25 protein-coding genes are annotated in these 24,865 nt (G+C 52.8%); 7 read left to right on the top strand and 18 right to left on the bottom strand.

Features of this window, described 5'->3' with window-relative positions; translation table 11 throughout:
• Together ACAM27_RS08620 and ACAM27_RS08615 are read right to left on the bottom strand one after the other, a co-directional pair.
• Nucleotides 1–795: a peptidoglycan-binding protein gene (locus tag ACAM27_RS08620; protein ID WP_222449016.1), complete on the bottom strand. Its 795-nt coding sequence runs from the start codon at nucleotides 793–795 to the stop codon at nucleotides 1–3.
• A gap of 425 nt (nucleotides 796–1,220) precedes the next feature.
• Complete coding sequence (locus tag ACAM27_RS08615; RefSeq protein ID WP_369612849.1) at nucleotides 1,221–1,928, bottom strand: hypothetical protein; 708 nt, start codon at nucleotides 1,926–1,928, stop codon at nucleotides 1,221–1,223.
• A gap of 276 nt (nucleotides 1,929–2,204) precedes the next feature.
• Here ACAM27_RS08615 and ACAM27_RS08610 point away from each other — a divergent pair, with 276 nt between their 5' ends.
• The 4 genes from ACAM27_RS08610 to ACAM27_RS08595 all read left to right on the top strand — a co-directional run bounded on the left by ACAM27_RS08610 (nucleotide 2,205) and on the right by ACAM27_RS08595 (nucleotide 6,018).
• Nucleotides 2,205–2,936 (top strand): hypothetical protein, encoded by a 732-nt coding sequence (locus tag ACAM27_RS08610; protein ID WP_369612848.1) that lies wholly within the window; start codon nucleotides 2,205–2,207, stop codon nucleotides 2,934–2,936.
• 80 nt (nucleotides 2,937–3,016) lie between these two features.
• A complete protein-coding gene (locus tag ACAM27_RS08605) occupies nucleotides 3,017–3,823 on the top strand; it encodes an EAL domain-containing protein (protein ID WP_369612847.1) in 807 nt (268 codons plus the stop codon).
• A gap of 57 nt (nucleotides 3,824–3,880) precedes the next feature.
• Nucleotides 3,881–4,966, top strand: a complete 1,086-nt coding sequence (locus ACAM27_RS08600; protein ID WP_153741508.1) for a hypothetical protein — start codon at nucleotides 3,881–3,883, stop codon at nucleotides 4,964–4,966.
• A 41-nt stretch (nucleotides 4,967–5,007) separates the two neighbouring features.
• A complete protein-coding gene (locus ACAM27_RS08595; protein WP_369612846.1) occupies nucleotides 5,008–6,018 on the top strand; it encodes a putative solute-binding protein in 1,011 nt (336 codons plus the stop codon).
• Between the two features lie 95 nt (nucleotides 6,019–6,113).
• Here ACAM27_RS08595 and ACAM27_RS08590 read toward each other — a convergent pair whose 3' ends face one another.
• The 16 genes from ACAM27_RS08590 to ACAM27_RS08515 form a co-directional block, all read right to left on the bottom strand.
• Nucleotides 6,114–6,392: a hypothetical protein gene (locus tag ACAM27_RS08590; protein WP_153741510.1), complete on the bottom strand. Its 279-nt coding sequence runs from the start codon at nucleotides 6,390–6,392 to the stop codon at nucleotides 6,114–6,116.
• A gap of 34 nt (nucleotides 6,393–6,426) precedes the next feature.
• On the bottom strand, nucleotides 6,427–6,825 hold the full coding sequence (locus tag ACAM27_RS08585; protein ID WP_222197089.1) for a hypothetical protein: 399 nt from the start codon (nucleotides 6,823–6,825) through the stop codon (nucleotides 6,427–6,429).
• 13 nt (nucleotides 6,826–6,838) lie between these two features.
• Complete coding sequence (locus ACAM27_RS08580) at nucleotides 6,839–7,207, bottom strand: STAS domain-containing protein (RefSeq protein WP_222197087.1); 369 nt, start codon at nucleotides 7,205–7,207, stop codon at nucleotides 6,839–6,841.
• Nucleotides 7,198–7,626, bottom strand: coding sequence for an ATP-binding protein (locus ACAM27_RS08575; protein ID WP_153741513.1), 429 nt, complete (start codon nucleotides 7,624–7,626; stop codon nucleotides 7,198–7,200). The genes ACAM27_RS08580 and ACAM27_RS08575 overlap by 10 nt, the downstream gene beginning before the upstream one ends.
• Entirely contained in the window at nucleotides 7,623–10,007 is a 2,385-nt protein-coding gene (locus ACAM27_RS08570) for a SpoIIE family protein phosphatase (protein ID WP_369612845.1), read from the bottom strand. The genes ACAM27_RS08575 and ACAM27_RS08570 overlap by 4 nt, the downstream gene beginning before the upstream one ends.
• Nucleotides 10,008–10,009: 2 nt before the next feature.
• Nucleotides 10,010–11,824 carry a hypothetical protein gene (locus ACAM27_RS08565; RefSeq protein ID WP_369612844.1) on the bottom strand — a complete coding sequence of 605 codons (1,815 nt, stop codon included), beginning with the start codon at nucleotides 11,822–11,824 and terminating at the stop codon, nucleotides 10,010–10,012.
• The gene (locus ACAM27_RS08560; RefSeq protein ID WP_222562340.1) at nucleotides 11,817–12,089 is read right to left on the bottom strand and encodes a hypothetical protein; all 273 of its coding nucleotides are present in this window, start codon (nucleotides 12,087–12,089) and stop codon (nucleotides 11,817–11,819) included. The genes ACAM27_RS08565 and ACAM27_RS08560 overlap by 8 nt, the downstream gene beginning before the upstream one ends.
• A 56-nt stretch (nucleotides 12,090–12,145) precedes the next feature.
• Nucleotides 12,146–13,018, bottom strand: a complete 873-nt coding sequence (locus ACAM27_RS08555) for a type II secretion system F family protein (RefSeq protein ID WP_222197083.1) — start codon at nucleotides 13,016–13,018, stop codon at nucleotides 12,146–12,148.
• Complete coding sequence (locus ACAM27_RS08550) at nucleotides 13,011–13,928, bottom strand: type II secretion system F family protein (protein WP_226538151.1); 918 nt, start codon at nucleotides 13,926–13,928, stop codon at nucleotides 13,011–13,013. The genes ACAM27_RS08555 and ACAM27_RS08550 overlap by 8 nt, the downstream gene beginning before the upstream one ends.
• Entirely contained in the window at nucleotides 13,925–15,118 is a 1,194-nt protein-coding gene (locus tag ACAM27_RS08545) for a CpaF family protein (protein WP_153741518.1), read from the bottom strand. The genes ACAM27_RS08550 and ACAM27_RS08545 overlap by 4 nt, the downstream gene beginning before the upstream one ends.
• 10 nt (nucleotides 15,119–15,128) lie before the next feature.
• Nucleotides 15,129–16,310, bottom strand: a complete 1,182-nt coding sequence (locus tag ACAM27_RS08540; RefSeq protein WP_369612843.1) for a CpaE family protein — start codon at nucleotides 16,308–16,310, stop codon at nucleotides 15,129–15,131.
• A 10-nt stretch (nucleotides 16,311–16,320) separates the two neighbouring features.
• Nucleotides 16,321–17,511 carry a type II and III secretion system protein family protein gene (locus ACAM27_RS08535; protein ID WP_369612842.1) on the bottom strand — a complete coding sequence of 397 codons (1,191 nt, stop codon included), beginning with the start codon at nucleotides 17,509–17,511 and terminating at the stop codon, nucleotides 16,321–16,323.
• A complete protein-coding gene (gene cpaB, locus ACAM27_RS08530; protein WP_222449003.1) occupies nucleotides 17,501–18,376 on the bottom strand; it encodes a Flp pilus assembly protein CpaB in 876 nt (291 codons plus the stop codon). Before cpaB ends, ACAM27_RS08535 begins: the two co-directional genes overlap by 11 nt.
• Nucleotides 18,377–18,421: 45 nt before the next feature.
• Nucleotides 18,422–18,862: a TadE/TadG family type IV pilus assembly protein gene (locus ACAM27_RS08525; RefSeq protein ID WP_153741521.1), complete on the bottom strand. Its 441-nt coding sequence runs from the start codon at nucleotides 18,860–18,862 to the stop codon at nucleotides 18,422–18,424.
• 64 nt (nucleotides 18,863–18,926) lie between these two features.
• A complete protein-coding gene (locus ACAM27_RS08520; protein WP_153741522.1) occupies nucleotides 18,927–19,139 on the bottom strand; it encodes a hypothetical protein in 213 nt (70 codons plus the stop codon).
• Nucleotides 19,140–19,316: 177 nt separating this feature from the next.
• Nucleotides 19,317–20,735, bottom strand: a complete 1,419-nt coding sequence (locus ACAM27_RS08515; RefSeq protein ID WP_236040838.1) for a hypothetical protein — start codon at nucleotides 20,733–20,735, stop codon at nucleotides 19,317–19,319.
• Nucleotides 20,736–20,870: 135 nt separating this feature from the next.
• On the opposite strand from ACAM27_RS08515, the gene ACAM27_RS08510 reads away from it, so the two are divergent.
• The 3 genes from ACAM27_RS08510 to ACAM27_RS08500 all read left to right on the top strand — a co-directional run bounded on the left by ACAM27_RS08510 (nucleotide 20,871) and on the right by ACAM27_RS08500 (nucleotide 24,829).
• Entirely contained in the window at nucleotides 20,871–21,461 is a 591-nt protein-coding gene (locus tag ACAM27_RS08510; protein ID WP_153741524.1) for a hypothetical protein, read from the top strand.
• Between the two features lie 142 nt (nucleotides 21,462–21,603).
• The gene (locus ACAM27_RS08505) at nucleotides 21,604–22,692 is read left to right on the top strand and encodes an OmpA family protein (RefSeq protein WP_153741525.1); all 1,089 of its coding nucleotides are present in this window, start codon (nucleotides 21,604–21,606) and stop codon (nucleotides 22,690–22,692) included.
• 19 nt (nucleotides 22,693–22,711) lie between these two features.
• Entirely contained in the window at nucleotides 22,712–24,829 is a 2,118-nt protein-coding gene (locus ACAM27_RS08500; protein WP_153741526.1) for an Ig-like domain-containing protein, read from the top strand.
• The last annotated feature ends 36 nt before the right edge of the window (nucleotides 24,830–24,865 follow it).

The raw sequence follows: 24,865 nt of genomic DNA, 5'->3' as shown, positions 1-24,865 counted from the left end.
CTAGTCCATCAAACCAAGGTGTTTCATAGTTTCAATGGTGATAGCACCTGAGGCTAGCCCGTTCTCAATCTGATACTGAGAAAGTGCATCGATTGTTTTGGGGCCCGGTAAACCATCGATCTCGCCAGGTTTGTAACCAAGGCTGGCAAGAGTCTCCTGAACGTCTCTGACCATATCCCGTGTCAGATCCTGATCGCAAACCGCCTGTCTGGCGACAATTCTCGGCCGACCTTCATAACGCTTTACATTAACGTCCATGGTTTCGGCTGGTATTTCCCGCTCACGGGTTTGGGCAGCTTCAACAAGCTCTGCCACCTCGAACGTTTCGATCTCATCGTCCAGCTCCACCGGTACCACTTCGGCCGGCTTATCCACCACTTTGCGAGTCACTGTTTTGTACTCGGCAGGAATCACCTCCGTGCGGGTGGTCTCAGGTTTAACCAGCCTGGTCACGGTGATGGTTTTGGTTCGCGCCGGGATCTCTTTCGCGCAAAATCCGAAAACAGCTGACGAGGCACCATAGGCTGCCGCGCCTGACGTACGACAGGGTTCAAGCTCGGTTCTGGCCTGCTCCAGCACGACTTCTTCCTGAACCTCTTCATACTGTGCCGGCTCTACCACCAGGCGGGTTGTTTCCGGCTTTACCAATACGCGCTCTTCAATCTCTTTGTATGTGGCCGGCTCTACCCGAAACGTTTTCGTTCCTTCTTTGGTAACCACTTGCTTAAAGCCACGGCTGAACTCCGCCGGCGTGACGTCCAGACGGACTTCTGAATCCCGGACTTTCACGGTCACACTGTCTTCCACAGGCTTTGGCTGCACCTGCGCATAAACCCAACATTGCCCGGGCCGAATGTCTAAAGCACCATCGCCTGACTGCGAGTTCATCAACTCAGCTGTGGCAATGGGCTGCCCTACTCTGGCATCCTCGGCTTGCGACACGATCGGCTGTGAACGTGTCGACTGAGGCTGTTGGGATTGTGTGGACACGGTCTCGACGTTCCGCGGCTGAGATGAAGATTGACGAGATTCATCGGCCGTCCGCAGCTGAACCGGCTCGGAGACGGAGTGATTACCACCGCCGATTTCGTAGGAATACAAACCGCTAACGCGCGGGGCCGGCTGCTCTGGCTGCAATGCACATCCAGACAGTGTCAGCATGACCGCACTACACACAGCGATGTTGTTGAAGCGACGTTTCTTTTGCAGCATCCGAATCCTCACGAACCTTTTACAAATTGGCGGGAAAACTCAACACCCGCTTCAACAACTTGATCATTCACTCCGGTTTCACGCTGTAAACGCGGCAGAATTTGCTCACCACCATGCAGATAATAGGCGGCCACCATACTGCGCCCGACATTCTGCTGCTTACCGGAAAGCTCATACGCGGTTCGCAATTCAAAAGCCGCCTGCCCGTATAGACCGGTGCGCATAAGAGCGATCCCAAAATCATTTCTGACCGGTGCAGACGCCGGATTGAGCGCTTTAGCTTTCTGGAGCGCATCCAGCCCTTGCTGAACCCGATTGGTTTTGAGATAGACCACGCCAAGGCCGTGGTATGCCTCGGCACTGCCGCAGGAGGAAACGATCTGCTCGAACGCATCCTCGGATTGCTCGATTTGCTCGACTTTCGCCATTAGCTCAGCCCAGCGCAACCAGTGTTGCTGTGTTGAGAAAGACAGTGTCTCGAGGCGAGCCAACGCCGCATAGTTTTCTGATTGCACCATCAGATCATCGATCGCGTCCAGCTCAACCCTTTGCTCAGGGGTGACGTTGTTTGAGCAAACAATGGGGAGGTTACCCGGCGCCATACCAGCGTCATTGTTTTCAGTGTTTTCCACCGGTTCAAGTGCCGCACAGCCCGCAACAAGGGCAACAGCTGCGGCGGTAAGAGCCGGGCGAGCGATGGCGTTCCAGTACTTCATTCCATTCTCCTTGACGGACTTGTGCAATCTAGGCTGAGCCCAAGTATACCCGAACGAGATTCAGGTGCGAGACCATAACGCCACCGGTTTGCCAATTCATTGCGAGAGTTCGCGTTTCGCCTGCCGAGCCGCACGGGACGGACCGCACGAACCAGGCGCTGCATTAATCAAAAACCAACTCACACTTATCGTATAGACCTTTCTATACTTTTTGTTACATAATGTCAGCGCATCAACCAAGTGTGCCAACAACACGACCATCCTCGAGGTGATCTCATGCTGGACAATCATCACGCTGTAAGTAATGAACAATTTGACGATGAGCTTCTGTCAAGCGACGTTGATTTCAGAGCCGCAAATAAGGGGGCCAGCCAGGAAGGCATCATCCAGCCCTCAACTCTATTTATGATTCGGCCAGCAGATCGTTTAAGGATGCTGATTGAGCATCGGTTTGAACTCGGCCTGGACCCTGTATTCACCACTCAGGATCTTAAACCATGGTTTCAGGACATGTCTGAGACTGCGATGCGGGTCATGGTCAACCGACAGTGCGCAAAGGGTGAAGCTGTGCTTTCGGTGTGTCATGGTGTATATCGAGTTGCTCATCTGAATTGGACGTCCGCTCAGGTTCTGGTCGCTGCCGCTAAAAAGCTGCGCAACCCGTCAGGGCTTTACCTCACCATGCACAGCGCTATCGACCCAGGCTCATACGACGAAGAACAACCCTTTATGGTGTGCATGACCGCCGGACGGGATGTGGTCCTGAAGTCTGAGCAACACGGCATTATTGCGCTAAAACACACAGAGCTGCCCATTAACGAGCAGAAACAGGCGCTCGGCTGGGACGCCCGGCTAGGATGCTGGCGAGCGGATTATGAGCTGGCGCTGTCTGATTACCAGCGACACCACGCCGGGCTCAAATCGATCTTGCGCTACGCAAAGGTTAGCGTTCAGCTTCCTCACCTAACGCGAGAGGCGAACCGTTGGCCCAACTGCCCCGGGCATTAGCAATAAAGGCCATTTGTCACTTGTGCATTCCACATCTATAGTCAGTATACGTATACCCATACGATACATCGAGGTGAGTCATGGTTGACTTTATAACGGAGATAAGCCGCCAACCGGAACCGTTGGCTGCACTGCAAGGACTCATGGCAACGAACGGACTCGAACTGGCATTTCAACCCAAATTTCGTTGTTTAGATGGGGCCATTGCCGGCATTGAAGTTCTGGCACGCTGGCCAGGAGCTCGCTATACCTGGCAACAGCCGGAGTATTTTGTCCGACTGGCCGAACAACAGTCATTATCTCCGACACTTGACCTTCAGGTGCTCACGAAAACCCAGGAAACGCTTCATGCCTTGCCAGCCCGCCTGAGAAACGCTCTAGGCCCCGTATCCGTGAACGTGTCCGCCCACAGCATTATGGACGAAGAGTTCATGACAGAAATCAAACGTCTCTTCTCTCCAACCAAAAACTCAAACATTCACTTTGAGCTGACTGAAACCGCCTCGCTTTTTTGCTTGAAGCGTGCCTGTGAGATTTTCACTACGCTCTCCAGGCTTGGCATTTCACTCTCTATTGATGACTTTTTACAAGGGTATAACACACTTGAAGTGCTCGACGCACTCCCGGCGAAAGAAATCAAAATTGACCGAAAAGACATCGCCAGGATGCACGAGCGGGCCGGTTTTCGCCGAGTTGCGGCCATGATTACCATTGCGAAACAAAAGCGCTTGCGAATAACCGCTGAGGGCATCGAGAACGAGGGGCAGTGGAGCTTACTGAAATCTATGGGGTGTGATTTCTGCCAGGGTTTTTGGCTCTCGCCGCCACTTACCGTGGATGAGCTATCAGCTTTGAGCGAATCCATGACCTTGCACCACCCGCAATAATAAAGCATGATATATGCACTACGATTGTCTAATAACAAATACAATGAGGTTATGATAATGACATCAAGCTCAATCGGCTCGTCGACTCACCTTGTCAGAAACGCGCTGACCTTCAGCAATATCAAACGCCTACTCGTAATCGCCGCAGCGGCGGCAGGACTGGCGGGATGTTCCGCCAACCCCGTGTACAGCACCACCGGGGTCGTTCTATCCAGCTATGCAGAAACGGAAGCCACTCCGTATGTTCTGGAAATGACGGACGCGCGCATGGCATGCTCGCTAGGCGAATCTCTGGATCCTCTGGTTTATTCATTCGGAAGAGTGACAGCACCACCGGCCACCACGGGCTCACTTCTCATGCTGCTGGCCGCAAATTGTTCCGAATACGAGCTTATGGAAGCTGAACTCGAGTTCTTGCGCGCTGATTATGAGGGCGAGACGAGAGCAGCCAAACACTATCGTGAGCAGGTGAAACGCCTCAATGCCGAAGTTGCGAACCGACGCATTCTTGCTTTCAATCGCGCCATGCTGGCCTACGACTTTAACCCCTCCGCCGAAACGCTGGAATGTCCGTTCCTCTATAACGATCAGGATGAACTGACCTTCATGCTCGGCTTGGTGACCGGCTTGCAGGCGATTGTTAACGATGCTAACTCCGGCGGCGTTGCGGGAGTCCCGAGAAATATAGCCCCCGAAGCAGAGCGAGCGATGCGGTGCCTGGACAATGAGAAATGGGGCGGCATTCCGAATGCCGTGCGAGCGGTTGTCTGGCTACTGCTGCCGGATACGCGCCCCAGCCTGTCGCCAGACCCGTGGGTGGTTCTTCAGAATAGCAGCCAACTCGGCTTTGACCGCGGCTTGAGGGTATCCAGTGCCCTGGAAATTGTGGCAGCTGAAACCTTTGGCCGACCCGAGGTAAAAGAGCAGGCCATTGCCTCCGCAGCAGCAGCCGAAGACTCCATGGAGGTTTCAAATGCATTCCCTCTTCTCGATGCCGTCGCTAAACGCATTCTTGTGCATGCCTCAGATAAACACTGGGTCGCCGAGTATGGCTACAGAACGCCATCCAGCGAGTTTGGAAGCCTGTCACCGATTTCACAACGCTCGTCAACCAAAACAATGAGCCTTGATGGCTTGCTGTGATCAACTCGATACAACAAGAAATGATTTTTCAGGAGTCACCTATGCGTAAGTTTCTTGCCACTGCTACCTTGTCCCTGATGGTGCCTGCCTATGCTGCAGCTGAGCCACTGTCGGTCTGCGTTTTCGACGTTATCGGCGCTAATGGTGACGTGTTTAACGTCATGAAAGACTATGCTCTGGAGGTGAAGTCTCTGGGCGTCGATCTCGAACTCAAACCCTACACTGACGAAGGCGTTGCCGTTGGGGATTTCAATGCAGGTCAATGTGATGCGGTCGCCGCAACTGATCTGCGCACACGCCCGTTCAACAAGTTTACCGGCACCATAAGCGCGGTTGGAGCCTTGCCCAGTTACGACAATCTAGAGACACTATTGGCGACTCTGGCTCAACCCAAAGCCGCCTCATTTATGAAACAGGAAGGGTATGAGGTGCTGGGCATTTTCCCGGTTGGCGCTGGGTACCTGTTTGTGAATGACCGTTCTATCAATACGGCCGGCGCCCTGGCGGGAAAACGAATGGCGACACTGGAATATCAGAAAGACGCCATTCATATGGTGGACTACGTTAAAGCCACGGTTGTGCCCTCTGACATCACAAACTTTGCAGGCAAGTTCAATAACGGCTCGGTAGATACAGCGTATGCGCCGGCTTTTGCCTATGAAGCTCTGGAGCTCTACAAAGGCATTGAGCCCAACGGAGGGGTTGTAGACTACCCGCTGGCCCAACTGACGGTGCAATTGATCGCCCGCGACGATAAGCTTGATGACGAAAAGGCCCAAAAGGCTCGTGAAGCTGCATGGGGAATGCATGGCCAGGTGATGTCATTGATTGACAGCCAGGAATCTGCAATTCCTGATGAGAAATGGATTCGTATCCCGGACAGCGATATTGTGGGGTATCAGGAAATGTTCCGGGAAAACCGCCTGGAAATGCGTGATGGCGTGAATGGTGCGCCGTCTGTTTATGACGCACGAATGTTGAAGCTGATGGCCAACATTCGCTGTGCCAGCAATCCCGGGGCGGCCGAGTGTACCGCAGCTAACCGGGAGTAATCGGCGCTGCAGGCCGACGTGCATAATCGTCGGCCATTCCCATTAAACAAAAAGCCGGGCTAGAAGCCCGGCTTTTTGTTTAATGGGAATAGATACTAGTTTACTTTAGAGGTGTGCTTCGCACGCAAACTCTGCCGGTCATTTTGAGCGGAGTCGCCAAAACGCTCTGCCAGAGTTTCCGCCCCGAATTCCCCCAAAGCTAGAGAGCTACGGCAAATAGCCGAGATCTGGCCGGCCAGTTCCGTTGGCATACCCTCATTCAGCTTCCCGACTTTAGCCCGCAACGATTCACCACTGAGGAAGTACAGCTCAAAACCTTTCTCAGCCAACGATTCTACTTCCGCTCTGTACTGGCTCTGATATTCCTCGCGCATAATCGGCTCCGGTAGTTTCAATACGGCTATTCTATTATCCAACTTTAGCCATATCATTGACCATTGTCACATAATCCTCATAATACTTTACGGGCGTAATCCATTCCCGTCTCACCAAACCTTGTTTTATTTTGACTTCCTCTCGCAAGCAAGAAATCAGAATATACCCGTACTTCCGGTAAAAGCTCTTTAACTCAGAAGCTTGGCTCGGTTCCTCAGAAGAATCCCAATCTGCATACACAACATATTCTTCCCCCCCCAAATCAAAAGAAATCATTTGAGGGGAGTTGACTCCAAATGACTCGTTGAGGAATACAACGTTTTTTGGCTCGCCACAATCAGCAGGTAAGCCATAAAGAAACCAGATAACGTTCGCAACCTGGCCGCTCTGATCTCTTTGTATACCGACGGTTCCATCCAGTACGATTGACATGCTCCCTCCCGGACTATCGTTCGGCTCGACGTTGGACAGCCTCAAGATACTCATCCATTTCTGCCTGACTCGCAAATACGGTGAGGTCGGGCATAACCTTGACGATTTCAAAGACCTTTCGAACGCCTTTGCTCATCTGCGTTACGCTGACTTGCCCACCCCGGGACTTCATCAGCTTGAGCGTTTTGAAAATTACCCGCAAGCCAGCAGAGCTGATAAAGGTCACGCCGGCCATGTTAAAGGCCACAACCTTCGTCTCAGGACCAATGATACTGTTCAGCCGGTCATCAAGCTGAGGGGCCGTGTCACTATCAAGAGATCCCTGTAACTCCAGGCTGATCGCCTCGTCCGCATTTGTTCTTTCAACGATATTCAGAGACATGTGTCTTCTTCCTTGGAATTCTCAATGATGTTGACCTCTACGGTCAGCGTATTCAGTCCACTCTGATAAGTGTAATCGATTTTGTCACTTAACTGGGTGATCAGAGTCAATCCGAGCCCTCCGATGGGCCGGAACTCAATCGCTTGCTGTTCTACCCTCGGCACCTGAGTGGGATCGAAGCAAGGCCCTCCGTATTCAAAACGAAGGCGAATCGTCGGTTGATGGAAAGAAACCGTGAGCCACCATTGAAAGTCCGGGTCCTTCGGGGCCACGTGCTCGCGCATGTTCGCATGAAACTCATCGATTATTGTATAACAATCATACACGCGATCGCTATCTGAGCAGGCTTTGGGAAGCTCGTTGTTGACGGCGCTGATGATCGACGAGACGCTGTCATTTGCTTTTATTGTGTGAGTCATAACTCCGCGCCGTGGTGATGAATGGTTAACAGGGTTATGTCGTCAGATTGTGGCGCCTGACCGATGAAGTCCAGTATCTCCTGTTTGAGAAAACCCAGAAGACCTTCCTGTTCCAAGTTGGCCCGATACCCCAGGCTCAAGAGCCGGTCATCGCCAAACTCTTCTCCTGCTGCATTAAACGCCTCTGTTATACCATCGCTGTAGAGAGTAACCTTTTGGCCTGGAGATATATTCGTCGCAGAGACCGCGTAGCTGGCGTTTTCATATAAACCCAGCGGCGGACCGGATTCCAGGTTGAGGAAAGCCGGCGCGGCGACGCTTTGAACATCCAATGGCGCGTTGTGCCCTCCATTGAGCCAGGTTACCTTGCCTGTCGTCAGATCAATAACGCAAAGGATCAGGGTAACAAACATGCAACTGTCGTTTGATCGACACAACTCCCTGTTCAGGTCGTCTGCGATCTTCCCCAGGTCTCCGTCGTGCGTTCGTGCCAGAAGATTGAGGAGACTCACGGTTTTAGCCATAAAAAGAGCAGCTGGCGCGCCCTTATCGGAAACATCACCCACTGCGACAACCGCTTTGCCATTGGGTAAGCGGATAAACTCATACAGGTCCCCGCCAACCGCTTTTGCCGGCTGGAGCCAGGCCTCAATAGTCCAGTTTCTGTATTTTTCCTTGAACTGCCCGGCTCCGGGCACCATGGACATCTGTATCGAACGCGCGATGGATAGCTCACTCTCAAGCTTGCGACGCTCAGTTTTTTCCATATCCATCGCCATCGACAGTGATTGAACCAAGCGTCGGTTCAAAAGCACCGTGCGGATCAGCGTGGATATGACCTGAAGATGCTCAATGACTTCCTGAGCGATGAATACATACCGGGACTGTGCAGTTACAAAACCCAGCTTCCGATCACCCTCATCGATCTCATCAATTCCGAGCAGCAACACAGGCTTGTCCTGTTCCGCCAAGGCAATGAAGGGATAAAGGTCCTCCTGCGCATTAATGTAAGCTGGCTTCGAAGTGGAAGTAGATTTTTCAAGCATTTCCTCTCGAACAACCAGTGGCATCCTGCCTTCCTCCGCAGAGTCGAAGACTTCGCTACCCGTTGCCACCACCAACTCAAACGAATGCGTAAGATCGTTGTGTGCCCAGATCCCTAGTTCGCCGAGTTCATAGTGAGCAACAATCCGCTGCAACACTTTACGCAGCTGCTTTCTGAAGCCGCTATCTGATGGCAAATTGAGGAGGTCAACACCAAGTTGGCGAATAAACCGTTCACTTGCAGCAGCCGCTTCGAGATTCTGCCGCCAGGCCTGCCTTTCAATCGCCAGCCCGATGAGTGACACCACCGTGGTCATATCTTCAATCGCTTCGTCATCAGGCAGCTTGGGCACTCCACTGAAAGCCGAGAAAACGCCCAGCAATTGTCCCCTTTGGTCTAATACAGGCTCTGACCAAACAGCGTCGACTTCCAGCGCCTCCGCTGCAGAAGCATACCCTTGCCATTGATGATCGCCCTTAATCGTTTCGCATAAAACACGTTTTCGGGTATAGGCAGCGGTTCCAATTGACGTGGAACCGTACCGTACCGGAATCACTGGAATCTTCGAATGTAACTCGCGAGCAAATCTCGAGGCGCCCATAGTCACGAGCTGATCGCGTTGCTGATCATAAATCGCAATCTGGCAGCGGGCGTTGCCTAACCGGACTTCCGCGAGTTTACACAAACTGTCAAAAGTGCTTTCGAGTGAGACCCCGGCGCTTATTCCAGTCAGCACCCGGTTTCGAATACTGTCCGCGACCCGATCCATCTTGTACCGGTGAATATTATTTGCACTGAGAATGCGTGCCGCTTTGCCTTCAAAAACCGTGTTGCCAACAAAGCAGTCGGTCCAGAGACCCTGTTGATCCGGACCACTGAACAGCCATTCCTTTCTTTGCGACCCACTAGTCTTGAGCTGATTCATCCAGTGCTCAAAGTCAAGCAGCGTATACGGCTCCGGCTGCCAGGCATCGGGCTTCATGATTACCTTATCCGAGAGATCTTCAGTATCCCGGCAGCCGAATACCTCAAGCGCTTGCTGGTTGGCAAATAATAGTGTGAGGTTTTGTCGATCAAAGACGAGAACGATGGAGGCTTGTTGATCCAGCAAGGAGCGTGTATCGGAGATAGAAGAACGTAAGCGCCTCTGAGCGTTTTCGAGGGTTTTCCTGAGCTCCATTTCCCCTCGAGCCGCCGCCTCCCTGGAGCGTCGCATCAGGAACACTGCAATGAACAATACCAACGCCAACACACCAGCCAGAATGACCTCTAGGTGGTTTGCACTCCCGGCTAATACGCTACCTTCCTGGAACGACACCAATGCTTTTTCACTCATCACTAGGGTTGAAAGACGGCTTGCTCAACGAGTTGGGAGCCGGTTTGTTCCGCTCCCAGTACCTTAAGCTGCATACCCCCGAGGTCCGCGCCAAGCGCCGACAACAGGGGCGACACAATCTGCATTAATACAGGCTCAGTAACGTCGCTCAACAATCCTGTTAGCGGAGTCACCAAGCCTCCCAGGACCGTACTCACGAGCCCGGTTAAACCACCTTGACCACAATCAAGTGCGAGGTTATCTACCGAAATATTCAAGCCCTGCAGCGCGTTATTCGCGGAGTTAACCGTTTCAATGTCGCACTGGCCTGCCGGGCAGTAAAGTTCATAACTCTCCAACGCCTGGGACGCGGGCAGTGAATCCAGAGAAACCTGGAGATCGGCATCAAGGCAAACATTTACTCCTGGTAGCAAGATCGGTTTAAGTTGAAGAATAGTGGCTGAAACGGGCTCTGGAATAACCTGGCCGTTGGCGCCGTTCACCCTGCCGCTTTGAATGTTTGCAATACCGCCCTGGATGAGAAAGTCGAACTCTGCGTCATTGATTCCGCCTTTTGCACACCGAGCGTTAACCAGCGTGGCTTCCCCCCCCCCAACCTGAACCGCCAGGGGAATGGATATGTCATCAAGAATGTTAACTTGCAGCAAGCCCAGGGAAAGCGTGCTGATGAGGTCTCCGAGCACACCCGTTGCCAATTGGATATCCACGGCGGTCTCCAGTGTGATATCCGAAGCACGTACGGTGGTGAGCCACTCACCGTTGTCATCCTGACGGGCCGGCCCTATGACAATCCTCGGCGGTTCATCCACCATCAGCCCAAGCGTGAGATCAATATCACCAAGCAAGCTCAGGGACTGAGTAAGGCCCGACAAAAGCGGTGATTGTGACGAATCCAGCCCGAGGGAAAGCAATCCAGCGGAGGTCTGATTGAGCGCCCGAGCGCTGTTCAGAACCACGCTCATCACGAAATCATAGACGGGGAAAGCCGTCTCCATATCACTATGCGGCTGCCCGACGACCTCGAATACCGCACCCGCTTCAAGCCCGCCTAGCCCGACCGCACCTGTAAGATCATCTACGATGCTTCCCACCGGGGAGGTTACGCCCCCGGCGAGCACGACAACGGCATCCAGCACGTCCAACAGGGGCTCGTCTACCAAATCGGTAACGGTATCGACACCCAATGCAGACAACAGATCTCCAACACCGATCAACGTCGATTCAAGGCTTTGAAGGTTAGTGGCGTCCAGCGAATAACCCGGGATCCCGACGAGTTGACCCAAAAGAGAACCCAGCAGGCCTGCTTCTACGGTCGCGGTTGCTCCGGTGGCGCTCAGAATGGCGTATACCTCTTTTCTCGCCGCCGCTTCTGCGGTAAGGGTAATTGGCGGAAAAACGCTATCAGGAAAGAGCGCCGACATTGGTTCTGATCTTGTATAACGCACCCATGCCGCGTTTGTCTGAGCCATCTCGTTATCGCGATCGCGGGGGGTGAATGTCATGGGCGTGGTGGACGATGCACCCTGTAGCATGACACCGGGGATGATATCGATCTCTGAATCGTCGCCTTCAAAGCCAGCTGCTCTGGCCGCCACCAAGCCTCGGGACTGCATTGCCCCATAGCTGGCAGGAGCGCCGCTGCAGGTCTGCGCCTCGTCCGCAGCGGCGGTGGCGGCAGACTTAACGACCGATTCCATCTTTGACTGAACAAGCAACAGCCTCGACCCATCAATCAAGAGCGTCGTAAAGGTGACCATCAACACCAGCAATAGCGGTGTCGCAAATATCAGTGCACCCTGCTGCCTGCGATCAATCATTCCGAGTGGATTCTCCAATCTGAGCCGGCATAGGCTGGTCAAAAGAATCGCCAAGGCGCTTATAGGTTTTGACAACAATAGTTTCAGTCAATTCACCACCGGCCGGTGCGCGCTGAGCCTGTTGGTCCATGGCGCTCCGGGCAGAGCTTTTGGTCTGGCGATCAAACTCCAGGCCCATGATTGCCTCGTTCAGGGGGGCCGAATCGCTGGCGTAAAGTGGTAAAGCAGAAAACACCAGCATCGATGCAATAATTGTTTTGACCATGATTCGCCTCCCGGCATTTCGTTGGGTTTGGGTCACCCGGCGCTTGTTTCAGTACTCTAGCGTTGAAAGGCATCCAACACCGACAGCACGGCGGGCCCGCCAATGAGCATAAACAATGAGGGCAACATAAAAATCATCATAATGATCGTCATCCTGGCGCCGATTTTGTTGGTTTCTTCTTTTAGCTTGCTACGCTCTTCATGTTGGGCCTCTTGTACAATCTGGTCCAGGCCTGACGAGACTTTTGATCCCAGCGTGCCCGATTGTTTCATGAGTGCCACGTAGCTTCTGAGAACCGTCAAGTTTCGGTTTCGGCCAAGCTCATCGAGTGCCGCTGTGCGATCAGCACCGCTTTCCATAACACGGTTGAAGCGGTCAATGCGGCCAATCAGTCTCGGCATGATGTCCCTTGCCTGATGGGAAATCAGACGAAGTGATCGCTCAGGGCTGAGCCCGGCTTCCATCAGCATGCGAGTAAGCTGGCAAAGCTCAATTGCTTCCCGGTTCTGCAGTTTTTCTGCCGTCACCCCTGATGCGCGTATAAGACGACGCGGAACATAGAAGCTCGCAAGCAGACAGAGTGCGGCCGAGATAAAGTCAAACCTTAAAAAGGCAATGATGGTGATGACAAGCGGAAAGAGCCAGCACCAAAGCAGATAGTCCCTGCGCGCCGTCAGAGCATCCTTGCCCGCGGCGTCTAACGATGGCTCCAATTCCCGAAAATCCGAGACGAACAGTTTTCTGTCGACAAACCACACAAGAAACCCGCCAACAGCAGACTCCTCACCCTCGTTTTCCAGGCTCACTTTCTGATTTCGCAGCCTGGCGTGAATCCGGGCTTTGAGATGCCAGACAGGCGCTGTGTTCACTGCAAAAACGATGGCCACTACGCCAAGGATAGCGGCTGCCAACAAAATCAGTTCAGGCACGCCCTACCCCCCGAATCAGGTTCCAGATCATAAAGATCCCCAATAGCTGGAGACCTCCGGAGATCGTCAGCAAGGTATGCCCAACCTCGGATTGCAGAAGTTTCTCAGAAAACTGTTCATTAAGAACGACCATATAAACGGCCAGAGCCGGCGGTAATAGCGCGAAAACGACTGCGGTGAAGCGGGTCTCTGCGGTCGCTGCCAAAAACTCGCGGCGCAATTCCTGTTGGGAACGGATGGCCTTGGAGACCTCCTGTAAAATGGGGCGCACGGAGGAACCAAAGCGGGAAGACGTTCTAAGAGCGATGGCAATCTGTGTGAAAGCGGGGACCTGATAAAACCCAGCGAAAACATCCAGAACCCCCGTGTAGTCCCTGCCCTGGGCAACCGCATTCCGGAGCCTAAAGACGAGTTGGTCAAAAACAGGAGAGGCATCCGAGAACCCCAAAACCAGACTCTGTTCCACCGAGCGGCCAACAGTAATTGAGCGCAACATACTGTCCAGAATGCTAGGCAGCTCTTCATAGATCTGACGCCTTTGGCGCTCAAACTTCACACGCCAGATGGTTATCAACGCCGTTACCAGAAAAAAAACCAGGACCAACGCCTCCACCAGCCCCTGGCGGAGATAGACGGCGACGATCACCGCAGTGATCAATGCCAGCGCAAACACAGACTTGGTTGGAGAAACCCGGATATCCGCTCTGAGCAGGAGCTTTTGTACCGGTCCAAAGTCGATGATCGGCTTTTTGTCCTCGGCCACGGCCTCGAATACCAGCAGCCGGTTCCGAATTCGTTTCTTTAGATCTCGCCCCATCAGAATGCGACTGACCACAAGCTGAAAGACAATGATCATCAGCGCGCCAGTTCCGGCAAGCAGGCAGAGAAACAGGGCCAGCTGCTGGCTCACGTAACCTCCTCTCCGGATGTGTTCCAGGACATTTCCGGTGACCGGTACAAGGTTTCCATGTGGTAAGGGTCTGCCTTGGTGGGTTGAAGTGCCACAACCTCACTTACCAAGCGACGACCATTGGGCAACCGAGTGAGCTGAACCACCACATCGAGAGAAGACCCGATTAATCGAGCGATGGCACGCTCACCCGCATCGTAGCCATTGACGGCCAGAAGAGTCTCTATCCGAATGAGCGCATCTTTGGCGGAATTGGAATGAATGGTGCTCATGGAGCCCTCATGGCCGGTATTCATGGCCTGCAGCAGCTCAATAATTTCGCCAGAGCGAACCTCGCCAACAATTACGCGGTCAGGACGCATCCGCAAAGCGTTTACGATCAGGTCCCTTGCCGTGATTCGCCCGGTACCCTCGGTATTGGCTGGCCGGGTTTCGAGGCGCACAATATGGGGGTGGTTCAGCTGCAACTCCGCCGAATCCTCGATGGTAACGATCCGTTCGTCGTTAGGAATAAACTCACTTAACAGGTTCAGGATGGTGGTTTTACCTGTCCCGGTACCCCCGCTTACCAACAGATTCCGACGGGATTCCACGATATCTGACAACAAATCGAGGCACTCCCGTGTCATGGACCCCAGGTTGACCAGTTCGTTGGCAGTCAGATGTTTGCTGGAAAACTTACGGATCGACATTGACGGGCCATCAAGCGCTATCGGCGGGATAATGGCGTTCACCCGAGACCCATCCGGCAAGCGCGCATCCACCATAGGGCTGCTTTCGTCCAGCCTTCTACCCAACGGCGCCAATATGCGGCGAATAATTCGAATGACGTGATCATCGTCGATAAAACGAGTCTGCACTTTCTGCAACACACCCGAGATTTCGACAAAGACACTTTTTGCCCCATTGATCAGAATATCGTTGATCTGATCATCTGCCAGCAAAGGCTCAAGTGGTCCAAAGCCCAGCACTTCATCTACCATTTCGCGAACAAGCATAGCCTGATCGGCACTAGCCATGGGGATACGATGAGTTCCAACGTATTGCTCAACAACGCTCTGAATAAAGCGTGACACCTGGCTTCTTTCAGCCCGCTCGACCTCGATACCCTCTTCGTCCAGACGCTCGATCAGGTGGGTGTGCACACTTTTTTTGAGCAGCTGGTAGTCATCATCGATTCGATTAGCCATTGATCAGCCTTCACGCCCGCTTACGTTTTATCAGACTCAATCCGCCCGCGCCGCCCTTGCTATCTAAAAACTGCTCCAGCACGAAAATCTTCATGTGCTTTTCGTATTGGTTTCTTGCGGGCACCAGGGACATTGGAATTCCAGCATTGATCGCCTCCAGCCGGTACCGCCATTCCATAGGCAAAATCAGATCGCCACTACGCCCTAGTGTCTTCTGGACGTCTGCCATGGTCAGGCTGCTTTTCCTCTCGTAGCCATCAATGGCCACGAAAAGCCTGCATTGATCAGGCACCCACTCCGAACAGCCTTTAAGCAGTATGTCACTCGCCTGAAGCTGATCCACCGTGGGCTGGGTGACGAGGACAATATCCGAAATCTCCGCGCCCATGGCCTTGAGCCATCCGTCCACTGACGCAGAATCTATGCGAACTACCACGTAATCAAACAAAGAAGCGAGCTGTGTAATCGCGATGTATAAATCGGCCCCCAAATCGCCTTCAAGGGATTCTTTTGACAAACGCCCGGACAGCAACCTTAACCCCGGTGAGAACTCCTCTAGCGCAGTGTCAATGAAAGCCTTGTCAACAGAGTCGCCACGCGATACCACTTCGTTGAGGGTCAGGCGATTGAGATTGTCGAAATAAAAGGTACGATTCGATTCTGCATTGGTGTCCAAAGCCAGTATCGACTTGGATGAATCGTTCTCGCTGAGAGCCCAGACAAAGTTCTGGGCAAAAAAACGAGCATCAACAACAGGCGATGGCGAAGTGAGCAAGACCAGTTTGCCTCGCGATCCCTTGCCCCGACTTACCGAAGTGGTGGAATGGGCGACATCGGCCACTTTTCTGACGCGTTCACGCGCTGAATCCGAATCTATGCCGGTAATCAAGCAGTCACGAGCGCCGGCTCTCATGATATTTAGCAACAAATCCTGCGAAATGCGTTGTGACACGCCAATCAGATGCGCTTCGGGGCATGCCTTCTGAACGGCGTTAAATACCTTGAGCGCCCGGCTTTCGTCGTCATCGATGGCCACAATGACTACACCGGCCCCCGTCGCATTTACAAGGCGACTGATTCGTGACAAATCGGAGGAGCTAACGAATTCCAGGTTCCACTCAGCTTCCAGGACCCGCTCCAGCCAAACCCGAACACCGACTTCGTCTGCCACGCAAATAATCACGTCGTTCATATGAGCGCCCTTACCAGCTCAAGCCATTTTCGATCGGTTGACCCGCTTTCCCGGGATTGATCGCCATATCGACCCAGTCAGTACTGCTTTCTTGGTATTGGCGGCCAAAATTACGCACTTCCGCCGGTAGACGATTCATGGCCTCCACAAACCTCGGGGTGACTACCATGATCAGCTCTTTGTCTTCCGAAGATACTCTGTCAGATCGGAAAAAGGCGCCGAGGATAGGAATATTCCCAAGTCCAGGCAGCCTGTCACTGCTGTTAGCCGTACTCCGACTCACAAGGCCGCTGATAATGAAGCTTTGCCCCGGCGCCATCGATACCATGGTCTCTGTGCGGCGAATTCTGAGCCCTGGCACAGACACACCCGCCGTAGAGACACCGGACGAGAAATCGAGCTCGCTTACTTCAGGAGCTACCTTGAGTATGATCTGATTACGATCAATCACCGTTGGCGTCAGCGCGAGACTGACCCCGAACTCTTTGAATTCTATCTGAGTTTCGCCATCGCTCGCGGAAATAGGTATCGGGAACTCCCCCCCGGAGAGAAAGGTTGCGGTTTGCCCACTCAAACTCACCAACGAAGGCTCTGCGAGGGTGTAGGCAAATCCACCTGACTCAAGGGCATTAATCACGCTCAGGGAGCTGGCTCCGAAACTGAACAGATTGAATCCTTCCGCCTGAAGCGCGCCCGGGGCCGCTGGCGCTGAACCAGAAGCTGTCAGTGAGCCGGTACCGGGAGGAGCAATCGTCACGCCATTATTCCCTCCGTTAAACAATTTGGAATAATAAACACCGAGGGTGTTCAGTTCAGAACGATTGACTTCCACAATCCGAATATCGGTTTGTACCTGCATGGGCACGTCAGACCTGGCACTACTCCATTCGCTGACTTTGAACCGATTTACCTTCGGACTATCAATGCCTTCAAGCCAAACCCTCACTGTTGTTATTCCAGGAGACTCACCAGTTACTATCAGCTCGCTTTCTCCGGACGCGGTCACAGAAGCAACGCGAGGATCTGAGACAGAAATTTTTTCAAGGGGCTGAGCGAAGCTAAGGACTTCCTGCTCGCCCTCAGCTAGAGCGTATCTGGCTTCCGCTAAGGTAGCAGGTGCCACCACAGCAAAACCCATTCCCAAAATAGCGAAGTAGAGTCGCACAACAGGTGAACGGTTCGGCTTATCATCACTGAACATAAACACTCCTTTCAGCCGATCCTTCGAAAATCTGCACCTTTCGCCCCTCTGGTTCCTTACTCGCTCCACTCGGTCGCGACTCATCTGCGGATGCATCCACCGCCAGCTCTGATTCAGGCGCTGATGATGCCGGGCGTATCTCGGATAGGAGCGCGGTCAGCGGCTCATCAGACTCAGCCTCGCTTGCGTTAGTGCCGACAAAACTAAGCCTGGCTTCCGTAGACGCCAGTGCCAGCTTGGGCACTTGCTCTCTGGGGACAGATAACACGAATGTCTGGTTACGACGCTGACTGTCGCCTTCTGGATCCTCACTGGAGGACGTTGCCCCCTGAACGGCAAGCACTTTTACGCGCCTGAGAAGTTCCACCGAAACTGGCTCGTCCTCACCGTCGCCGCGGAAGCTGCCAAAGATATCCACATAGTCGCCAGGACGAACCAAGCCACCCACACTGCTCAGTGGGGTGAGATCCAGGGCCATGGCGCGCGCGCCTTCATCCAACAACGGCTGAATCCGGGTTGCAGACTCATAGACACTTGTTGTCAATAGTTCACCACTTCTGACGTCGCGCCGGACCGGTACATCGACAGGAACCGCATCTGCCGGAATCGCTTCGGGAATTTCCGTCGCCACTTCGAAAGACAGGAGCTGCTGAGGGCCTATGATGCCCCCGGCTTCGACTTTCTCGGTAACAAGCGAATAGGTGTGCGAAGGTCTTTGCTCCTGGGCCGGCGCATCAGCTGACGGGACTTGCGTACTCGGCTCAACTGATGACTGCGGCGTTACCAGCAAACCGTATAGACCGAGTCCTACAGCTGCTGACGCCAGCAAAACTGAGGGGAGCGCATACACAAACCGTGACTTCATCAATCGCTTCCTTTGCCATGTCGAGTCGGGGATTTTCTACCCTGCTTAAAAGGCGACAACAGAACGAGCAGTCAACGCATCTGGCAGTGGCGGAAAACGACCCAGACCAAACACGTTAACTTGAGGTAAAAACGGAGACTCTCCGGCAGCGGCCATCAGGGTACACTCAAGCAATTCAACGCCACCTTCGGATGCAACCACACAATCTCTCTGGACAATTCTTTCACCCGTTGCACTGGGCAACCTTTGAGCCAGAACCTCCAAAACCTGATTACTGTACTCTGAAGCATCTTGATTAAAGTCCGCCGATGCCCGCCTGTCCAGACTAAATACCGCCGCAGCTGCTCTGTCTACCGCCACTTGCATTTGAGCCTTATTGAAAAACAATACGCCATACCCTGCCGCACCATATATCAAGCCAACCAGAATCGGGAATATGAGCACGAACTCCAGAGAGACGACCCCCCTAGAAAACTTTCTGCGCATAACAACCTCCCGCTTTCTGACCCCTGGAGCAGCCGTTTCCGGCCTTATCGAAAGCTAATCAGAATCATTCTCCAGACGCAGCTTCTTGCACGTCTGTAAACAAACCTTCAAGCGTTGTTTGAATCGTCGTTGCAATTCCGTCATCCAGCGCAATAACTGCAATAAGTATGGCGATAACTACTGCACCAAGCATCAAGTATTCAAGCGATGACGCACCTTTCTGACGACCAGGGGAAACATCTTTAAAACGTGCGGGAGCTAAACATTTCTTTTTCATGACAGACCTCTCTTTTGGGAAGTGATCGCAACCTAATTATATTTACAACCAATACAAAGAAAAATTTGTATTGTACGATAAGACTAACACTTCCTGTATCCTAACGTTAGCGCTTAAAAGACTGTAATACAGCGTCACTTTTGCAAAACTTTGTAAAGTTATGAAGACGACCTATGTCTATTTGTGCCATCGACCATCACGCCAGAACTGCTCCAGACTCAACCCCCGTGCAACAACCTCCTCTTCTACGCTATCTTTCAATAGCTTGAATATGGGCAACCCACCGGCGGAGGCGGACCTGAAAATCATTGCTAACCTGCGCGCAAAAAACGGACAGTCTGTATCCGAATTCGCAAATTCATAACTCATAACTCTCGATGCACCAAAAAGAGGCGCCAATTGGCTTAACTTGAAATCCGGATCTTCCCGACTAACAGCTTCAAAGATCTCATGACCAGGAAGAGGCTCTGGCATAAACAAACTTATATCTTCAGGGTATCGGAACAGATAACGAAGCAAGACGGCAGTTGGCGCGTCGACGCGGCGATTGGGACGTTGACGGAAACGGTAAAACGCTTTTACTTGAAGCCCCAGCACCCAGTACGCCTCTGCACTCGTGAGACCGAAGCTTTCTCTGAACAAAGCAAACTGACTATCACTTCGACCAAGAATGGGACGGCAAAAGCGATTGTACTTCAGGAGCTGCTCCTCACTGACTTCATCATTCTTTGTCCATTTGCCCCTGGCAATGGCCTCTAATGGATCCAGATCCCGAGAACGAGCCTCATCACGAAGAACGCCCAGGTAATGCTCTTCAAACCACTCACCGAACTCCCTTGAGATCTGCGTCTGAAAATCGGTGTATACTTCATCTCCCATCCAGTCAGTCAATGAATCCTGTTCTCTTAACAACCCCCACCCGGATTTTTGCGCGAGAGTTCTGGGCAACTCTTCAGGCGCAGACTGCTCCCTGGCAGCATAGACCCCCAGCCACTTCCGAAAAACCTGTGCATACTTCCCCACAACCAATAGCTGAAGGCGCGCAACCGGGAGACCAGCATTCTGCACGCCAGCACCATCCTCTCCGAGCATTTTGTATGACGAGATATACGATCGTCCGAAAAGTGGTGCAAAGCTCGACTTACCAGTCGCCTTAACCCCGAGACGGCCATGCACTGAAGCGATAACGGGCTGAAGCAACTCGAACACCTCGTTACTCGAAGGTCTGAGAGGGATAGGTACCAGGTCCGGCGATTTCAATAACAGACGGACGAGAATTGCCTGACTCGGCCGTATACCTGGCAATTCAGTATCGTCCTCTTTCTCAACCTCTCCATCGGGCTCAGCCTCTAGATTTATGGAGCGACCAACAGTAAACACTGACGATTTAGCCCTTTTTAGCTGGCTAAGGCGATTAAGTGGTACATTCATCAAGAGCGCAAGATCCAGATCCTTGACCTCACCTCCTCCGAGATAGCTCTCAAGAACTGCCTTCAGGTTCATTAACGTGCGGCCACTGATGGGCTCTGACGGGTGAGTCAACTCATTTTTGGACATGCGATACGTCTCTGTTTCTATGCCTGAAGCTTTTTTCATGGCATTGGGTCACAATATCCCAAGCTCATGTTCTATGTTTTATTTTTCAATGCTACCATGCGATCTTATATTAGGAATTTGCGAATAGCACCATTCTTTCTGACGTTTCAATACTGAACCAAGGTGGCGGCAACCGTGTCTGCAATTGGAACCAAAACATTCTTTTTTTTCGACGGTGACCAGCAGCCACGCACCTACACGCTCGATCATCCGGACTATTTCCAGCACCCGGACTTACAGCTTCCGAAGCAAGGCGTGACCTTTCTTTACGGCAACAAAGGCCCAGGCAGCCTGATCGGGGCGGCTGTCAGAGAAAGCGCCTCCACCGGTCGCGGCGTTTGTTTTGCTGACGTCAAAGTTGATATCGGAGAGTGGGACAGCAACAAACAAAAGCTGGACACGTTCGATACTTGTCGATTCCTGAATCTGCCGCTGCGGGCCAACAAAGAAGTTCTCAATGATGTTAACCGTCACTGGAATCACTGGCTGGACGAGGAATTCCAACCACGAGAGGACTTTCCCAGAAAACCTTCTTACCGCATGGATCTGCTTGATCGCCTGATCGAGATTGAACCTTACCGACATCTCAACGCAATCGCCTTCGATGCTCACACACGGTTTGGCCTGGCCAAGTTTGTAACGGTGTTTAATCTGAATGCCATCCTTTATGATGAAATCAGTGTGATCCCTCCCCAGACTCAGCTCATAATCCAGCTCCCCTCTTAATCCGCTACCGAACGTTTGGGTCTACACTATAGCCGTATCGCAGCTGATCGAATTTTGATCGCAAAACATTGTTAAACACTATTCATTTATCGCACAATACAACTTATACTATTTTCTGCGTATCGCTCAAAGGAGAGAAACCATGCGTAAATCCTATCTGGCAGCCCTGTGTACCGCCCTTTGCGTTCCAGGTGTCGCTAACAGTTCCGAGAACTTCCCTCTCAGCTACACCTCCATTGGCCTCGAAGGGAGTTATGTGGACTCCGGTAACTCCGACGATAAATCTACTGCCAAGGACAATCTGGACAACTATTTTGAAGGAGGGCTGAACCTGACTCATCAGTTCAATCCGAACTGGAGTGCCCTGCTTCAGGGCAGTTATGCAGAGCCCGAAACCCGGACAACCAACCTCGATACTGAGTTGATGCGTTTTTCTGCAGGAGGCCGCATACATCCGGCAAAATTCCGATTGGCTGATTGGCGCCCCTTCGGTGGCCTGGGTTACAGCTACACCGATATTGAAGTTGACAATGGTGGCGACAAAACCGAAGACGCCATCTACCTGGAAGGCGGATTCCAAAGGATGCTCGCCCCACGCTTCCTGTTTGAGGCTGGTATAAGAGCTCGGACTGAACTTGAAGATGGATATGTGGACGGCCAGTATTTCGCGGGTGTGCATTATCTCTTTAACCGGGAATATCCCAAAGCCCCCCGACCAGCTGCCGTTACAACCTCTCGCCCGGCCGTTGTAGCACCGCCGAAAGATACCGACGGAGATGGTGTAATCGATGATCTGGACAAATGCCCGGATACACCACAAGGTGCCCTGGTTGATTCTGATGGGTGTCCGAAAGAGCTGACCAAAGAAATTCGTGAAACGCTATATGTCGAGTTTGAACTCGACAAAACCTTGGTTCGCCGGCAGTTCTTCCCGGAAATCGGCGAACTGGCGAAAGTAATGAAACAGTATCCCACTTCCACCATTTTGCTCGAGGGTCATACCGACAGCACAGGCAGCTCCAGCTATAACCAGAAATTGTCCAAGAGCCGCGCGGATGCAGTCATGAAGGTGTTGATCAATGAGTTTGGCATTGATCAAAGCCGGATTACGACCTCCGGTATGGGAGAGTCTCAGCCGATCGCCTCAAACGAGTCTGCCGAGGGACGTGCCAAAAACAGGCGAGTAGAAGCCATCGTTTCTGGCAAGTACTCAGAAATACTGAAAAAATAATTATTGCGAGGGAACTATCATGATTTCATTCAAGCACTCAGTTCTCGCGTTGGGCGTAGCCTCAACGTTTGCCCTTACCGGCTGCGGCGGCGGTGGCGGCGGTGGCCCTAGTGATCCCCGCCTGGATATTCCGGAAGACCCGGGCACCCAACCGAGGGATGAGACCGAACAGCAAGGTTTTTGTTCGTCTTCTACCACCAGCTTCGCTGTAACCGAGTTCGTACCTGCCGATGGCGCTACAGACGTCGCCGTAAACAGCAACATTCGTATCACTTTTAACGCAAATATTGATGCTGATAGCGTCGACGGTAATGTCCGTCTATTGATCGACGGCACCAACCCGATTGCATTGGAAGAAGGCAGCCCAAGGGTTGTGGGCCGCTCCATTGTACTGAACCCACTCGGTGATCTGGCTGCAGACTCTACATTTACCATTCGCGCAGAAGATGGGCTTCGCGCTGACTGCGACGGAGAGAACCGCAAGGCACTCACCTCTGCTCAAACTTCCAGCTTTTCAACTGGGGCTGGCGGCGAACAGGATACTAATGGACCTACTATAACGGCCTCAAGTCCTGAAACCGGTGAATCATTGGCGCCTCGCGACACAAGACTGTTCGTAGAGTTCGATGAACCCATCGACCCGCTCTCGGTGAACGAGACGAATTTCGTCGTGACTCAGCTTGACTCTCAAGGCAACGAAGTCGGCACAGTCTCTGGCGCCCTTAATCCGGTCGGAAACTCCATTGAGTTCACGCCGGATTCAAACCTGAGCGGACAAACTTTCTATAAGTTTAATGTTGGCACCAGCGTTACCGACCTTGCAGGCAATACTCTCACGGCCGAGGGGGAGTTCACCTTCCGAACAGGTGGTCTGGTACTGGCATTGAATGATGGCGTTGTCAGCCAGATCCCGCTTCTGGGCGATGGACTTAATCTTCTGGGCGGCACCCTGCTTGATCCGCTTGCTTTTGGGGATTCCGAGGATGGACTTAGCAATCTCGACAACGCTCTGATTCTTCAGATTCCTTTGGTAGACGGGCTACAAGACCTGGCAAACGGGGGTGCCCCAAACTTTACAGCACCAGACTTTACACCAGTTAACGGTGTTGATTTCGTGGAATTCACCTCAGCGGCTATCGCCGTTTGTGATCCGAAGTCCTATACCGAGCTTCAGGATGGTCGGCCGAGCGTTGACTGTACCTTGGCGCTGGATCTTGGCCTTGATGTGACTGAACTGGCCTCTCTGGCCGACGCCTTTACCGGTGGAGACCCCTCGCAGGTTCCGGATCTGTTGCTTGGCCTGTTCGAAGGTCTTGCTTCTGGTGACCTGTCTGCCTTGCCACCGGAACTTGCCGGCCTGTTTGAGCAAGATGGCTTGGGCATTTCGCTGAAGCTGGTTGACGATGACGGCCTGCCACTGCCAACGCCACTTGAGGACGCTCTTGTCACAGTTCTGGACACGGTTGGCCAGCTGCCGGTTCTGGGGACTCTGGTTGATCAACAGGACGGCAAACCTCTGGTTGATGTCGGTCTACTCGAAGGTGAGTTGCTGGGCGTCGCGGCCGGAGATCTTGTTTCAATCGGCTTACTCTCCGGTACAGAGGAGTTTATCGGGCCCAATGGCATTCTTAATCTTGGTGGCGCCCTTTTCGACACGCTGCTGGAGCTTTCTCCCATCGACTTCGGTGGTGGTGAAACGCCGGCTCCGGGAGACCTGCCTTTGATTGGTGATTTGCTGACATTGCTGGACGCCGGCAACTTCTTTGAAGGCGGCTTCGACCCGGCCAATCTTCCAATCATCGGGTCCTTGGCGAGCCTCTTTGAGATGGGCGGCGACTTTGCTCCGGAAGATATCCCCGTTATCGGTGAGCTTCTGTCATTGTTGAACCCGGAAACCCTCACAGAAGGTGACATTCCCGTGATCGGAGGCTTGATTGATCAGCTCCTGGCGCTTGGACAGGACAGCCCGCTTCAGGATCTACCGCTGGTTGGTGACCTGTTAGGCTTGCTCGAGTCCGGGGCCGGAGACAGCCCGTTGGGTGACATTCTGGACCCCTCTGCACTGGGCAATATTCCTGTACTCGGCCCTGTACTGGACGGTCTGCTCGGGGGATTGTTTGGAGCATTGCCGAGCTGATCATGAACTGAATACGGCGCAATGAAAAGCTCTTGC

This window comes from Marinobacter sp. RI1, from assembly GCF_041155085.1.
Classification (GTDB): Bacteria; Pseudomonadota; Gammaproteobacteria; order Pseudomonadales; family Oleiphilaceae; genus Marinobacter; species Marinobacter nauticus.
Note: the sequence above shows the minus strand (reverse complement) of the source record. Positions and strands in the feature narration are given on the sequence as shown.